We start from the raw sequence: 14,756 nt of genomic DNA on the forward strand, positions 1-14,756 counted from the left end.
ATGGCGACCTGGAAAGGCCCGATCCTCTTATTGGCCTTGGGATTCTTGGGGGCCATGGGCCCGGGCCGCGCGCAAACGCCCCGACCCTACCTGACCGGTGCCACCCTCTATATCTCCGTGGATGATTGGGCCGACATCTGGCTCAACGGCATCCCCATCGTGGACAGCCAACGCAGGACCCCGGCCAGCAAGGGTTTCCAGACCATCCAGTGCTTGCCGGACCACCTCTGTTATTTCCATCGGGACAATGTCCTGGCCATTTCCAATTCCAACGCCTATTCATCTATTCCGTTGCCGGGGGACCAGGTGGGACTGGCTTATGCCCTTCACCTCCGTTTCTCCGATGGTTCCAGGATGGTCTTGACCAGCAATGAGGTCCCCGAGAACCGTTCGTTCTATTTGGCCGACCGGGAAGAGAAGGAACCGAAGGGGTGGCACGGGACCCTGTTCGACGACTCGGGCTGGCCTAGCGCATCGAACGGAGGTTTTCATGTACAGGGATTGGCTGAACTGACCGACCCGGAGACGCACGCGCCGGTGGCTTTTCTGACGACGAGGCCCGGGGAACGACCCGTTCCCGGTGAAAGGCATCTATACCGCCGCCGGTTCTCCTTGGATATCGGGCCCAGTCCTTATTGTCCGCCTTCGACCCGGAAGGGTTTTTGGGCTGAGGTGCCCAAGGGTCCGGGAACTTATCGTGATCATCCGGTCCTAACGACCCCGACCTCCGTTCCGTCCTTGTCGGCCGTCCTGCACGCTCCGGGGACGCTGACCCCGGCGGTTGTGGCGACTCCGACCGAGGAAGCCCTGGACATTTACCGGCCTTTGCACGAATTCCTGGCCCAACCGACCTTTACGCCCACCGCGGTTCCGGTCCTGTCCCCGATCCCGGCGATCGGGGGGGAGGTCATTGTCTTTGACCGTCCCCCTGCTAATATTTATGTGACCTTCGCGGACGGTCCGGGCCTTTATACCGTCGATGTCCTGGATTCACGTTCGACCCCGATCAAAAGGATCCTTGAAAAAAAGGTCATAGCCGACCATGGAGAATGGACGGTCTGGGACGGGAAGGACGCCCGAGGGGCCGACAGTCCCCCGGGTGATTATTGGGTCCTCCTATCGAGGGAGGGGAAGTCGGTCAACCGGGTCCTGGTGCGCAAACGTCCTTCGCCTTGAAAAGGCCCGGGGTCCCTTTGACTAATTCGAAGATCTGGAGATTTCATTGGGATATTTCGTTCTAGGGCTCGGGATCCTTTGTCTGGGTTTCGGCTTTTTCCAGTTCTCCACCATGTTCAGCCTTTATAGGGCCCAAAAGGACGAGGATTCCTTGCCCTGGGCCTACTGGACCTTGCGGGCCCTTGGCTTTTTCTCCATGGCGGGGGGTATCCTCATCGTGGTCTATTCCTTGATGAGGTGAGAACTTGAGGGACCTTCGGATATTGATCGTGGGGGTCGGCGGGCTAGGTTGTCCGGCCGTCCTGGGGCTGGCCGCGGCCGGTGTGAAGCGGATGACCCTCCTGGACCCGGATCAGGTCGAACTTTCGAACCTCCACCGGCAAGTTCTCTATTCGGAGAAGGACCTGGGGCGGCCCAAGGTGGAAGCGGCCCGGCAGCGCCTGGCAGTCCTTTATCCGGGACTCGAAGTTGAGGCCATCCAGGGTTCCTTTTCGGGGAATGACGCTGAACGGATCCTTTCCCCGTACGACCTGGTCATTGACGGCCTGGATCGCATCGAAAAGAAATTCATCCTGAACGATTGGTGCGTGAAGTTGGACAAGCCCTATGTCCATGCCGGGGTGGTCGGGTTCGAGGGCCAGGTGATGGCCGTTCTCCCGGGCAAGACCGCTTGTCTTCGCTGCCTTATCCCCAAGATCCCGCCGCCCTTCGCCATGCCCACTTGTCGGGAAGCGGGGGTCCTGGGCTCTTTCTCCCAGGCGATCGGTTATTTCCAGGCTTTGGAAGCCCTTCGGTTGGCCAAGGAAGAGGGCCCTTTCCGGCTCTGGAAATGGAACGCCTTGAGGCGGGAAGCCAGGTCCCTCCTCCCTGAACGGGACCCGCAATGCCAGGCTTGCGGCCAAGGAAAGGTGGAGATAGGCGCAGTGGCCGGGAACTGCGAAGTCCAAGCCCGATAAAACCGCTTGACATTTCGGCCGCCTGAAAGTATTTTTTCTAAACAACGCGGGCTTTAAGTTCCAACTTGCTCCGGCGTGGTTCCCAAAAGGACCGAACAGCGAGCTAAAGCGGTAGATGCGATTTAGAGAGAAATCCCTAAACCCGGACCGCTTTAAGAGCGGCCCGGGTTTTTTATTTTCGGGTACTTTTTGTCGCTTTTCATGAAAAGCGCCCTGGTGAGGCTTTAATTGGGCGGTGTTGAATCGCCCCGAAAAACCATAAAAACAAGGGTTTTTCGCCAACTTGCCCCGGCCAGCACTCGAAAGAGAAAACAGGGGGCTAAAGCGGCGCCTGCTTTCCAGAATTCCGGAAACCCGAGCCGCCTCAAAGGTGGCCCGGTTTTTTTTCTTGGGCCTCCTCAAAAAATTTAGGAGGCACGTCATGGCATTGCGACTTGGAGATATCGCGCCGGATTTCACGCAGGAGTCGAGCGAAGGGCCTGTCCATTTTTATGATTGGGCCGGAAAGAACTGGGTGGTGTTGTTCTCCCACCCGGCGGATTTCACGCCTGTATGCACCACCGAACTGGGTGAGACCGCCCGCTTGAAGCCCGAGTTCGAGAAGCGCGGGGCCAAGGTGATCGCCCTGTCGGTCGATACGGCGGAGAACCACAAGGGCTGGATCCCGGACATCAACGAGACCCAGAACACCCGGGTGAATTTCCCCATCCTGGCCGACCACGACCATAAGGTTTCTCTACTCTACGACCTCATCCACCCCAATTCCCTGGCCAACGCCACAGTGCGGTCCGTCTTCGTCATCGACCCGGACAAAAAGGTGAGGGCCCTTATCACTTATCCGGCCAGCACGGGCCGCAATTTCAACGAGATCCTGCGGGTCATCGATTCCCTCCAGTTGACGGACAACCATAAGGTGGCCACCCCGGTCAATTGGAAGTACGGGGAGGACGTGGTCATCGTGCCGGCCTTGAAGGATGAGGCCGAGATCCGGCAGCGTTTCCCGTTGGGATTCAAGGCGGTTCGGCCTTACCTGCGGTTGACGCCCCAGCCGAACAAGAAGTGAGGGCTCTTTAGAGGGGGGAATCCGGACAGGAAGGGAGGTGGGAGAGGACAATTAAAGCAGTTGAACGGCGGGATTTAATGACCAACTTGCCCCGGCCGGTTCCGGACCGATGTTCTCGGCGCGGACGAACAGGGGACTAAAGCGGTGTTGCGATTATTGTGTTCCACATAATCCCGACCCGCTGATGAAGCGGGGCCGGGATTTTTTGGTTGGCCCCGAGCGGCGACCCGCCGCGATACAAAACGGGAAAATTAAAAAAGGGGTAAGAAATGAAAAAGCTATACGTCTATTCGCTGGTCTTACTGGCGGGACTGTTCCTGTCGGTGGGAAGGGTGGGTGCCGTGGAGGAGCCCAAGCAGGATGCCGATTTCGAGGATACGCCCGCGGAGGTCACGGTCTCCGATATCGAAGGCCTGAACAACCGGATCAATGACCTGGCGAAGTCGGCCCGGGTCAATGTGCTGTTGCAGGCGCAATACGCGAATTCCGGCGTGCAGTCCCTCCAACCGAAGGGGTTCAAGACCGCAACGGGTGGTGCTTCCTACAACGACCTCTTCCTGGGTCGCCGGGCGGAAGTGAGCTTCTCGGGGGACCTGGATAACAAACAGGTCGCCTACCGGGTCCAGTATGATTTCCTGGGCTCGACCAGCACCAAGGCGGGTGTGGCTACGGGTTCGCAGTTGAAGGACTACTGGGTTCGGTTGTCCTACATCCCCTTCGCGGACATCCAGATCGGGCAGCAGCGTTACGCCCAAGGCCTGGAGGCGCGGACTTCCTCGGCCGACCTGGATTTCGCCGATAGCGCCCTGGTGACGAGCGCTGTTGAGGACCGCAGGGACCTGGCCATCCAGGTCCAGTCCAGCAAAGTGCCCTTGGGTCCGTTGAAGCTGGAATATGCCGTCGCCCTGGTCCAGGGGTCCGGTCAGAACACGCCGGACAACAACGACAACAAGGACCTGGCCGGGAGGATCGGATTGACCTACGGGGAAGCCGACTGGAAGGTCTTTGTCGGGGCCTCGGGTTATGACGGATGGGAAAGCACCGTGGCGGCCCATTCCGGGGACCGTAATGCCTTCGGCCTGGAAGGCCGGGTCAATGTTGGCGGTTTGAAGCTCCAGGGTGAGTACATCCAAGCCCAATTGGAACCGGGGAACAATTACAACCCCTCCGGCACAGCCCTGTCCCGTCCCCAAGGATGGTACGTTAGCGCGAATTACCGGATCGAGGATTGGCGGCCTGGACTCCGTGCGGAATCCTACACCGTGGACTCGACCGTCGGTTCGGCCAACAACCTAAATAATGACGTCCTGACGGCGGGTTTGGACTGGTTCCATGGGCATGACGACGTGCGTTTGAGCGTCAACTTCGAGGAGCATTTCGCTCAGTACGAACAGGTCATCGGCCAGGTTCAGGTCAAGATCTAACAACCCGCACGGGCCAACGTCCGAGCATCAAAGATCAAGGAGAAGAAAAATGAAAAAGCAATGGATCAAGCGGTTCCTGGCTGTGGCTGTCTTTTGGGTTTCGATTTCAAGCGGGTTGGCTTTTGGAGCGGAGGGGAGCGTTCACCTCTTGAACGTGTCCTATGACCCGACCCGGGAGCTTTACCAGGCCTTCAACACGGCCTTCGCCAAGCACTGGAAGGCCGAGACGGGGCAGGATGTCACGGTGGACCAGTCCCATGGCGGTTCGGGCAAGCAGGCCCGGGCGGTCATCGACGGCCTGGAGGCGGACGTCGTCACCCTGGCCCTGGCCTCGGACATCGATGCGATCGTGGACAAGTCGAAGCTCATCGGGGAGGACTGGCAGTCTCGTCTTTCCTACAACAGCACTCCCTACACCTCCACCATTGTGCTGCTGGTGAGGTTCGGGAATCCCAAGGGCATCCATGACTGGGGCGATCTGGTGAAGCCGGGGATCTCGGTCATCACCCCCAACCCGAAGACCTCGGGTGGGGCCCGCTGGAACTTCCTGGCGGCTTGGGGTTACGCATTGAAGAAGTATGGGAGCGAGGAAAAGGCCCGGGAATTTGTCACGAAGCTCTACAAGAACGTCCCGGTGCTGGATTCGGGGGCACGGGGCTCCACAACCACCTTCGTGGAACGGGGGATCGGGGACGTCCTCATCTCCTGGGAAAACGAGGCCTACCTGGCGGTCAACGAATTGGGAAAGGGTAAGTTCGAGATCGTCAATCCCTCGGTAAGCATCCTGGCCGAGCCTCCGGTGGCGGTAGTGGACAAGAACGCCGAAAAGCACGGCACCACCAAAGTGGCGGAAGCCTACCTGAAATACCTTTACTCGGATGAGGGACAGGAGATCGCGGCCAAGAACTATTACCGGCCGCGCTCGAAGTCGGTCCTGGCCCGTTATTCGTCCACCTTCCCCAAGTTGAATCTCTTCACCATCAATAAGGTGTTCGGTGGATGGAAGAAGACGCAAGCGGCTTATTTCGGGGACGGGGGCGTGTTCGACCAGATCTACCAGCTTAAATAATTCCGGACCAATGGGAGGGTCTCTCCCCCTCTTTTCCGGGTCGACGCGGGGAACGTGTCAGGGACGTTTCCCGCGATTTTTTCAAAGGGGCTTGCGGCGTTTCGGCCCTAGCTCCACTTGGGATCGTAGTGTAATCGATCATGGAATGGACAGTTCCTGAACAACACGAACCGATATGGGTTCAAGGTATCCCCGTGAAGATCATTGAAGAGATCCCGATCCTACACCGATTGGGAATGCATTTGAGGGCCGGGGCAGAGCTGGTGCGGGTCACCAGCCGTTTCAAGAGCCGCATTTGGGTCACCGCCGGCGGCCACACAGTGGAAGCCAAAAGCCTCCTGGGACTCTTAACCCTTGGGGCCATTTATGGTACGTTACTCGAGTTTTCGGCCGAGGGGGAGGATGCGTCCCAGGCCATCCAAGCCATCCGTTCGTTGCTCAAGGAATGGGAAAACAAGACCGAATTATGAAATCCTTCAACAACACCGGGGTCCTTCCGGGTTTTGGACCGACCCTGGGCTTTACCCTCGCCTACCTAGGCCTTATCGTCCTCATTCCCTTGGGAGCCATGGTCCTGAAGACCACGGACCTGACCTGGGGACAATTCCTCCAGACTGTGACCGAACCCCGTGCGGTGGCCTCCTACAAACTGACCTTCAGCGCTTCTTTCGTGGGGGCTTTGATCAATTCCGTCTTTGGCGTGATCGTCGCTTGGGTCCTCGTCCGTTATGAGTTCCCCGGCAAACGGGTCATGGACGCCCTTGTGGACCTGCCTTTCGCCCTGCCGACAGCCGTGGCAGGGATCACCTTGACCGCCCTCTATGCGCCCAATGGATGGATCGGAAGTCGGCTGGAACCTTTGGGGATCAAGGTGGCCTATACCCCTTTGGGGATCATCTTGGCCTTGACCTTCATCGGACTTCCTTTTGTGGTGCGGACCCTTCAACCGGTGCTGGAATCGCTGGATCCTGAGATGGAAAAGGCCGCGGTTTCCCTGGGAGCAAACCGTTGGTACACCATCCGTCGGGTCATCCTGCCCACGTTGGTCCCCGCCTGGATCACCGGTTTTTCGCTGGCTTTCGCCCGGGCCGTCGGCGAGTACGGATCGGTGGTCTTCATCGCGGGCAACATGCCCATGAAGACCGAGATCACCCCGCTCTTGATCATCACGAAGCTGGAGCAGTACGACTACGTTGGCGCCACCTCCCTGGGGGTGGTCATGCTGGTCATCTCCTTTTTCTCCCTTTTGACCATCAATTGGCTTCAATCCCGCGCCGGTAATTACCGGACCCATTGAGGAAAGGAAAGACGCCATGCCCCAAGAGACGTTGATTGTCGTAGTGAGGGGAGACCGTCTCGGCGACCCCACCCGGGCCTTGACCGAGCCCCGTTTCGTCCGGTGGGGTTTGATCCTGTTGGCCCTCCTTTTCATGGGGCTCTTCCTGATCGTGCCATTGGCCCAGGTCTTCACGGCGGCGATGGCCAAGGGAGTGGATTATTATCTCGAGGCCATCCGGGAGCCGGTGGCTTTCGCGGCCATCCGGTTGACGTTGATCGCGGCCTTTTTCGCCGTCCTTTTCAACGGTCTTTTCGGCCTGGCATCGGCCTGGGCCATTACCAAGTTCCGGTTTCCCGGGAAAAGCTTGTTGATCACGCTCATCGACCTTCCCTTTACGGTCTCACCGGTCGTTTCGGGCCTGATCTACGTCCTTCTTTTCGGCCTTCAGGGGCTGATGGGCCATTGGCTGAAGGACCACAATATCCAGATCATTTTCGCGGTGCCCGGAATCGTCCTGGCCACCATCTTCGTCACCTTTCCGTTCGTTTCCCGGGAACTCATCCCCCTCATGCAGGAACAGGGGAGCGAGGAAGAGGAGGCCGCTTTGGTTCTTGGCGCCGGTGGGTGGCAGATTTTCTGGAAGGTGACGCTTCCCAATATCCAATGGGGGCTCCTATACGGTGTCATCCTCTGCAATGCCCGTGCGATGGGGGAGTTCGGGGCCGTCTCTGTGGTATCCGGCCATGTACGGGGGATGACCAACACCCTTCCGCTCCACGTTGAGATCCTCTACAACGAGTATAATTTCGCGGCGGCCTTCGCCGTGGCTTCCCTTCTCACCTTCCTCGCCATCCTGACCTTGATCGCCAAGTCACTGGTGGGGGCCAAGTACGCCCTCGAGCGCGAACATTTGCCCGATGAGATCCATGGAGGGTTGGCATGAGCATCGAAGTACGGGAGTTGAGCAAGACCTTCAACGGGTTCAAGGCCGTGAAAGGTGTGAGCGTTAAATTGGAGACCGGTTCCTTGACCGCCCTTTTGGGGCCTTCCGGATCCGGGAAAAGCACCCTTTTGCGCATGATCGCCGGGCTGGAGACCCCCGATTCGGGTGAGATCCACCTGACCGGACGGGAAGCCACATTTGCCTCGGCCAAGGAAAGGAACGTGGGCTTCGTCTTCCAGCATTACGCCCTTTTCAAGCACATGACGGTCTTTGAGAACATCGCTTTCGGCCTCAGGGTCCGGAAACAAGGGGAAAAAGAGATACGGGAGAGAGTCTATGACCTCCTCAACCTGATCCAATTGAAGGGCTATGAGAAAAGGTTCCCGGCCCAGTTGTCGGGAGGCCAGCGCCAGCGTGTGGCCGTGGCGCGGGCCTTGGCACCGCGTCCGGAGGTCCTTCTGCTGGACGAGCCGTTCGGGGCACTGGACGCCAAGGTACGGGAGGAATTACGGGAATGGATCCTGAAACTCCATGAGGAGACCAATGTCACGACCCTCTTCGTGACCCATGACCAGCAGGAAGCCATGGAGGTGGCCAGTCGGATCCTCATCATGAACCATGGGGTCATCGAACAGGACGGGACGCCCATCGAGATCTTCGACAAGCCCTCGACCCATTTCATCGCCCAGTTCGTGGGGGAGACCAACTACATCGATACGGAAGTGGCCGAAAAGGGATTGGCGGTTTGGGGCCCCTTCCGGTTCTCGGTCAGTCCTTCTTTGCCGCCCAAACAGAAGATCCGGATCTATTTTCGGCCCAATGACGTTTACGTGACGGCCCAGTTCGAGACCCTGCAGGTGCGGGCCAAGATCGCCAAGAGCCGCTTCAAGGGAACGGTCATCGAGTACCAGTTGGATATCGGGGGTGATAAGAGGATCTTCGCCCAGGTCCCCAAGGGGGTCGCCCTGGCCAGCGGGTTCAAGGACGGTCAGGATGTTTATGCCGCTATCACGGCTTTCCACGTATTCCCCCTCTAGGCGGTTGAGGAAAACCACGGGAAAGTGTATTTTTGGGGTCCTTTTTGGCCCGCTCCCTGGAAACGCCCCTGCGGGCGACCGAATAATGGCCTGAAAACAACAGGAAGATCGACATGACGACGACCCTCTCCAATCGAACCATCTCCCACCTGCGCCAACTGGAAGCGGAAAGCATCCATATCATCCGCGAGGTGGCGGCCGAGTTCAAAAACCCCGTCATGCTCTATTCGGTGGGGAAGGACTCCTCCTGCATGGTCCGCCTCGCGCAGAAGGCCTTCCACCCCGGCAAGATCCCTTTTCCCCTGATGCATGTGGATACGGGCTACAAGTTCCCCGAGATGTACGAGTTCCGCGACAAGTTCATCGCCGATATCGGCGCCAAGCTCTTCGTGGAGCGCAACGAGAAGGCCATCGCCGAGGGTTCCAGCCCCTTCAAATACGGGGTCCAGAAATGCTGCGGTCTTTTAAAGACCCAGGGCCTGCTGGACGGGCTCACCAAGCACGGTTTTGACGCCGCCTTCGGGGGTGCCCGCCGCGAGGAGGAAAAGTCCAGGGCCAAGGAGCGGGTCTATTCTTTCCGGGATGCTTTCGGCCAATGGGACCCCAAGAACCAGCGGCCCGAACTTTGGGACCTCTATAACTCCAAGATCAACGAAGGGGAGTCCATCCGGGTCTTTCCCTTGTCCAACTGGACCGAACTGGATATCTGGCTCTATATCGAGATGGAAAAGATCCCTGTGGTCCCCATTTACTTCACCCATACCCGCAAGATCATCAAGCGCAACAACCTGCTCATCCCCTGGGTCTCCCACATCCCCATCCTGGAAGGGGACGAGATCAAGGAGATGCGGGTCCGCTTTCGGTCCTTGGGCTGCATGTCCTGCACGGGAGCGGTCCAGAACGAGAAGGAAGTCCACGACCTTCGGGGCATCATCGAGGACCTCATCCAGACGCGGAAGAGCGAGCGGGAGAACCGCATCATCGACCACGGCTCCGACAGCTCCATGGAACAGAAGAAGAAGGAGGGTTACTTTTGACCCTCAGTGCCAAGACCCTCCTCAATTACGAACAGATGGACATGCTGCGCTTTTCGACGGCGGGGAGCGTGGACGACGGGAAATCGACCCTGATCGGACGCTTGCTCTACGATTCCCGTGGTGTCTTTGAGGATCAGCTTGACGCCATCCGCAAGACCACCCAGCGCAAGGGCGGTGAGGACATCGATTTCGCCCTCATCACCGACGGCCTGGCCGCCGAGCGGGAGCAAGGCATCACCATCGACGTGGCTTACCGCTATTTCGCCACCGCCAAGCGCAAGTTCATCATCGCCGATACCCCGGGCCACGAGCAGTACACCCGGAACATGGTCACGGGGGCCTCGACGGCGGACCTGGCCATCATCCTCATCGACGCCCGCAACGGGGTCATGATCCAATCCAAACGGCACGGCTATATCGCCAAGCTCCTGGGCATTCCCCACATCGTGGTGGCGGTCAACAAGATGGACCTGGTGGATTTCAAACAGGACGTTTTCGAGCGGATCAAGAAGGATTACACGGATTTCTTTTCCCAATTGGTGGCCGATAACCCGGCGGCCCCGAGCCTCGCCAACCTGGAATTCATCCCCATCTCGGCCCTCAAAGGGGACAACGTCACCACGAAGAGCCCCAACATGCCCTGGTTCACGGGAAAACCCCTCCTGGAGTTGCTCGAGACCATCGAGATCTCCAAGGACCGCAACCTGGACGATTTCCGTTTCCCCGTCCAACTGGTGCTCAGGCCCAACCTGGATTACCGGGGATTCGCCGGAAAAGTGGCCTCGGGCATCGCCCAAAAGGGCAAGCCGGTCATTGCCCTGCCTTCCGGCTTCACCTCGACCCTGAAGGCCATCGACTCCTTCGAGGGGGAATCGGACGAGGCCTTCCCCCCCATGAGCGTGACGCTCCGTTTGGCCGATGAGATCGATATTTCCCGGGGCGACATGATCTGCTATCCGGAGAACAAACCCACGGTCGCCAACCGCTTCCAGGCCAACCTTTGTTGGATGGTCAAGGAACCCATGGCCCTGAAGAAGAAATACGTCCTGAAATTGGCCGCGACCGAGGTGAAGGCCATGATCTCGGGCATCCAATGGGTGCGGGACATGAAAACGCTGGAGAAGAACCCGGCCTCCGAATTGAACCTCAACGATATCGCCTTGGTCGAGGTGCAGACCTTGAAACCCATCTGTTTCGATCCCTATACCCGCAACCGGGCCACGGGGAGCTTCATCCTCATCGATGAGCTCAACAACAACACCGTCGCCGCGGGGATGATCGTTGGCTAAGGACGGGATCCGGTCCTCTCCGGAGACCCTGTTGTGGATCATCGCCGGTTTCGCCTTCCTCTATTGGCTCGCCGGATTTCCACTGCTCTTTGACCGGTTGGTCTGTCCCTTCCAAGTCGCCCAGGGAGAAGCCGCCAATGTCGAATTCGGCCGGATCCTGGCCCGGGGGGAGAACCTCTATTTCGACCCGGCCCATGGACCATTCCTCTACCCGGCCTACCCTCCCTTGTTCCCCCTCCTTCTTTGCTTTTTATCCAAACTTCTGTCCGCCCCTTTTTTTCCGGGGAGGCTCTTGGCATTGTCGGGCTATCTGGCTTGCGGCGGTCTTCTCCTGGCCTGGGGTTGGCGGCGTTGGGACAAGGCTTGGTGTGCCGCCTTGCTTTTCCTCTTTTGGGTCTCTCCCACCGGGCGGGTCTGGGGGACGATGGGAAGGATGGACACCCTTCTTCTGGCGGTGGAATTCGGCGCATTCCTCCTTCTTTACGGTGACGATGAAAAGAAAGGACGCAGGCTTCCACTGGCCGCCGCCTTATCGGCCTTGGCCCTTCTTCTCAAACAGAGCGCGCTGATCCTCTTGATGGCCTATAGCGTTTCGGCCATCCGGAAAGGGGATTATCGGGTCCTGGCACGGTTCCTTGCCTTTTCCCTCGTTCCGGTGGCGGCCGCCTATTTGTTGTTGCAATGGTCGAGCGGAGGCTGGTTCTTCTTCTGGAACTTCCGGGCACTGCCCCTGACCTTCCATTGGTCGGGCTTTTTTTACTATCTCCGCGCCGCCGTGGTCCCCGAAGAAGGGTGGTTGTTCCTGGCGGTCGGTCTCACACTGATCCTCCGTGACTTGCGTCCCCTGCTGAAGTGGCAGCTCTTTTTCTCTTTCTTGCTCTTGTTGGCCCTGGGGAGGGAAGGCGCCGCCGAAAATTACCTCTTGGAACCCTGGCTTTACGGGATCTTCGCCCTGGGGGAAGGGTGGGGAAGGGTCGTTGGGAAGTCAAAGGCCCCATCTTGGGCCGGATGGACGGTGGCCTGTCTTTTGCTCGTGGGTTTGCTCTTGTTCCTGGTCCGTCCCTTGCCGCGGTTGCCGAGCCGTGAAGAGATGGCCATGAAATCATCCGCCCTTTCGATCTACCGTCAGCCCGGAGAACACCTGGCCTTGGATGCGGACCTTCCTTTGATGGCCGGGAAGAAGGTCTGGATCATGCCCATGGAATACACGGCCATGGTGGAGTCGGGGAAGTTGGACATGGGGCCTTTTTTGAAGGCTATTCGAGAAAGGAAGTTCGCGACCATCGAACTTTATGACCTGGACCGGCAATATCTTCTTCCTGCGAAGGCGGTGGAAGCCGTCGAGGCTTCCTACCAGGTCGCTTTCAAGGGATTCGGCCGTCGCTGGTACGTTCCCAGGGTCCGTTGAAGGCCGGGAAGAAATATGGGAACATGCCTTGTGCTTCATCCTCCGTTCCTTCCATGGCCTGACCCTTGAGATCCATTCGTCCCACTTCGAGACACCTCCTGAAAGCCCTCTCGATCGGGTGCTTTTTTTGGGCTTTGTTCGTCCTTGTCGGCTATTTTTTGAACATCCCGGTCGACCCCCGTTCCTTAATGGCCTCGGCTTTTTCCTTTCGTGGGGAAAGGACCGCCGTCCTTTGGGGTTCCTTAATTAGGTTCATCCACATCCTTCTGTCCGCCTCCGTTGTCTTTTGGGTGACCCTCTGGCTCGGAAGGGGTCTCCAACCCTTGTTCCGCTTGGGCCGCCTGGACCCATGGATGGGTTTTGGATTGGATTATGCCTTGGGCGCTATTTTCCTTTCCTTGCTATGGATGGGTTGGGGGTTGGTCGGGCTTTGGTTCGCACCTTTCCTGATGGCCGTGATCCTACTGCTTTTGATCCTGTCGTTCTTGGGGAGGCGAAGGAGCGGGGATGGGATCCTAGGGTCCTGGCCCCGGGAGATCCCCTTGCGTTTTTTGATGGGGGTGGCGGTGATCTATGGGCTCTTCACCCTTTTGCACGGTCTCCTCCCCGAGACCCATCCGGACGGATTGGTCTATCACTTGGGGACCCTTTCCTATTGGATGTTCAGGCACGGGTTGGCCGACCTTCCCTCCCAACCGTTCGGGGGATTCCCTTACGGCGGCGAACTCTATTTTTTGTCGGGATACGTCCTGCAGGGGACCGAGTCGGCGAAGTGCTTGAACATCGCCAGCTTGGGCGTTCTTGGAATGGTGGCGGGAGCTTGGGCGGCGGAGATCGGTGGTGAAAGGGCCCGTTGGTTGGCTTTGGGAATGGTGCTCACCCTTCCCCTGGCCCATTTGGTTTCTTGGACTTCCCAGGTCGAGGTCCTTCAATCCCTGTTCCTGTTGCTTTTCCTTTATGCCTTGGAGAGAGCAGGCGTGGGGCGAAATTGGGCCATGCTGGCCGGTCTTCTGGGGGGCATGGCGTTGGCGATCAAATATACTTCGGTCTTTGGCTGGGCCGCCGGGATCCTGGCCCTTTCGATGGCGGGTCGGGGACCGAGGCCTTTCCGGAATTGGGAACCCATGGGATGGATCCTCGGTTTGGCTGCGATCGTGGCGGGGTCATGGGCTTTGAAGAACTTCGTCTATACGGGTGATCCCTTTTATCCCTATTTACAGGATTGGATCGGCGCGCGCCATATGTCGGCGGTGGGATATCGCTCCATGCTGCAGGATCAGGGTCTTTGGACCCACGGGGGCAGGGGATGGGAGGCCCCGTGGTATCTTTTGATGACCCGGCCCGCGCTCTTTAATTTCGCCGGCCCCCTGCCGTTGGCCCTTGCGCCCCTGGGCCTGCTCCTGGCCTTCCGCAAGGTCCCCTCCCGTTTTCTATCCTGGGTGATCCCGTTTCTTTGGGTGTCCGGGCTTTTCGTGACGGGGATCCTTAAATTCCATCTGCCTGCCTTGGTCTTGACCCTTCTTTTTATCGCGGCCTGCCTGGGTCCCGGGGATGGAGTTGCGGAAAAGAGGTGGGCCGCCTGGTTGCCCGCCCTTACCGGCATCCTTTGCTTTCCGTTCTTGGCGGGCCTGAGCTCGGTCTACTATCCGGGAGGCGGGGTTTGGACCTGTCGCGAAAGCGTCCCGGCTTACTTGGAGAGGGCGGTCCGCAATCCTTACGAGGGGCTTTGCGGATGGGTCGGCCAGGAGTTGCCCAAGGACGCGCGCCTCCTGATCGTAGGGGATGCCCGGGGGCTCTATTACCCCCGGTCTTTCCAAACGGATACCGGTTACGACCTTTCCTTTTTGACCTCCCTAGCGGAACGGGGTCTCGATTCCGCGGGGATCGGGAAGGAGGTCCGGAAGATGGGCTTCACCCATGTCGTGGTGAATACGGCCCAGGGAATCACGGCGGCCTCCATGTTCCCGACCCACCCCTTGGACGCGCGCCAGTGGAAGGAACTGGATGGGTTCGTCCGTCGTGGGCTGGATGTCCTCCATGAGGAGGGATACGGGTTCATCCTGAAGGTCCGGGAC

The 14,756-nt window shown here is 58.7% G+C and carries 13 protein-coding genes and 1 pseudogene; all 14 read left to right on the plus strand.

Annotation, left to right across the window (positions count from 1 at the left end):
• Nucleotides 1-1,176 carry a hypothetical protein gene (locus tag VHE12_09955; GenBank protein ID HVZ81098.1) on the plus strand — a complete coding sequence of 392 codons (1,176 nt, stop codon included), beginning with the start codon at nt 1-3 and terminating at the stop codon, nt 1,174-1,176.
• 46 nt (nt 1,177-1,222) lie between these two features.
• Nucleotides 1,223-1,417, plus strand: a complete 195-nt coding sequence (locus VHE12_09960; protein ID HVZ81099.1) for a hypothetical protein — start codon at nt 1,223-1,225, stop codon at nt 1,415-1,417.
• 4 nt (nt 1,418-1,421) lie between these two features.
• Nucleotides 1,422-2,132: a HesA/MoeB/ThiF family protein gene (locus tag VHE12_09965; protein ID HVZ81100.1), complete on the plus strand. Its 711-nt coding sequence runs from the start codon at nt 1,422-1,424 to the stop codon at nt 2,130-2,132.
• A 421-nt stretch (nt 2,133-2,553) separates the two neighbouring features.
• Nucleotides 2,554-3,195, plus strand: coding sequence for a peroxiredoxin (locus VHE12_09970; GenBank protein ID HVZ81101.1), 642 nt, complete (start codon nt 2,554-2,556; stop codon nt 3,193-3,195).
• 269 nt (nt 3,196-3,464) lie between these two features.
• Entirely contained in the window at nt 3,465-4,619 is a 1,155-nt protein-coding gene (locus tag VHE12_09975; GenBank protein HVZ81102.1) for a porin, read from the plus strand.
• A gap of 49 nt (nt 4,620-4,668) precedes the next feature.
• Complete coding sequence (locus VHE12_09980; protein ID HVZ81103.1) at nt 4,669-5,688, plus strand: sulfate ABC transporter substrate-binding protein; 1,020 nt, start codon at nt 4,669-4,671, stop codon at nt 5,686-5,688.
• 194 nt (nt 5,689-5,882) lie between these two features.
• Entirely contained in the window at nt 5,883-6,158 is a 276-nt protein-coding gene (locus VHE12_09985) for an HPr family phosphocarrier protein (GenBank protein HVZ81104.1), read from the plus strand.
• Nucleotides 6,155-6,985, plus strand: coding sequence for a sulfate ABC transporter permease subunit CysT (cysT, locus tag VHE12_09990; protein HVZ81105.1), 831 nt, complete (start codon nt 6,155-6,157; stop codon nt 6,983-6,985). The genes VHE12_09985 and cysT overlap by 4 nt, the downstream gene beginning before the upstream one ends.
• A 16-nt stretch (nt 6,986-7,001) precedes the next feature.
• Nucleotides 7,002-7,910: a sulfate ABC transporter permease subunit CysW gene (cysW, locus tag VHE12_09995; protein ID HVZ81106.1), complete on the plus strand. Its 909-nt coding sequence runs from the start codon at nt 7,002-7,004 to the stop codon at nt 7,908-7,910.
• Nucleotides 7,907-8,947, plus strand: a complete 1,041-nt coding sequence (cysA, locus tag VHE12_10000) for a sulfate ABC transporter ATP-binding protein (GenBank protein ID HVZ81107.1) — start codon at nt 7,907-7,909, stop codon at nt 8,945-8,947. Before cysW ends, cysA begins: the two co-directional genes overlap by 4 nt.
• Nucleotides 8,948-9,060: 113 nt before the next feature.
• The gene (cysD, locus tag VHE12_10005; protein ID HVZ81108.1) at nt 9,061-9,984 is read left to right on the plus strand and encodes a sulfate adenylyltransferase subunit CysD; all 924 of its coding nucleotides are present in this window, start codon (nt 9,061-9,063) and stop codon (nt 9,982-9,984) included.
• Nucleotides 9,981-11,267, plus strand: a pseudogene (cysN, locus tag VHE12_10010) (sulfate adenylyltransferase subunit CysN). The gene cysD and the pseudogene cysN overlap by 4 nt, the downstream one beginning before the upstream one ends.
• A gap of 37 nt (nt 11,268-11,304) precedes the next feature.
• Entirely contained in the window at nt 11,305-12,681 is a 1,377-nt protein-coding gene (locus VHE12_10015) for a hypothetical protein (protein ID HVZ81109.1), read from the plus strand.
• Between the two features lie 323 nt (nt 12,682-13,004).
• Nucleotides 13,005-14,756: hypothetical protein (locus VHE12_10020; GenBank protein ID HVZ81110.1), on the plus strand; the 1,752-nt coding region annotated here is incomplete at its 3' end.

The sequence above is a fragment of the bacterium genome (genome assembly GCA_035549195.1).
Classification (GTDB): domain Bacteria; phylum Oederibacteriota; class Muellerivitia; order Muellerivitales; family Muellerivitaceae; genus DASZRK01.

Coding starts and splice junctions, on each gene's coding strand:
- cysW (HVZ81106.1), top strand. CDS start 7,002: ATGCCCCAAGAGACGTTGATTGTCGTAGTGAGGGGAGACCGTCTCGGC.
- VHE12_09955 (HVZ81098.1), top strand. CDS start 1: ATGGCGACCTGGAAAGGCCCGATCCTCTTATTGGCCTTGGGATTCTTG.
- VHE12_09970 (HVZ81101.1), top strand. CDS start 2,554: ATGGCATTGCGACTTGGAGATATCGCGCCGGATTTCACGCAGGAGTCG.
- VHE12_09980 (HVZ81103.1), top strand. CDS start 4,669: ATGAAAAAGCAATGGATCAAGCGGTTCCTGGCTGTGGCTGTCTTTTGG.
- cysT (HVZ81105.1), top strand. CDS start 6,155: ATGAAATCCTTCAACAACACCGGGGTCCTTCCGGGTTTTGGACCGACC.
- cysD (HVZ81108.1), top strand. CDS start 9,061: ATGACGACGACCCTCTCCAATCGAACCATCTCCCACCTGCGCCAACTG.
- cysA (HVZ81107.1), top strand. CDS start 7,907: ATGAGCATCGAAGTACGGGAGTTGAGCAAGACCTTCAACGGGTTCAAG.
- VHE12_09975 (HVZ81102.1), top strand. CDS start 3,465: ATGAAAAAGCTATACGTCTATTCGCTGGTCTTACTGGCGGGACTGTTC.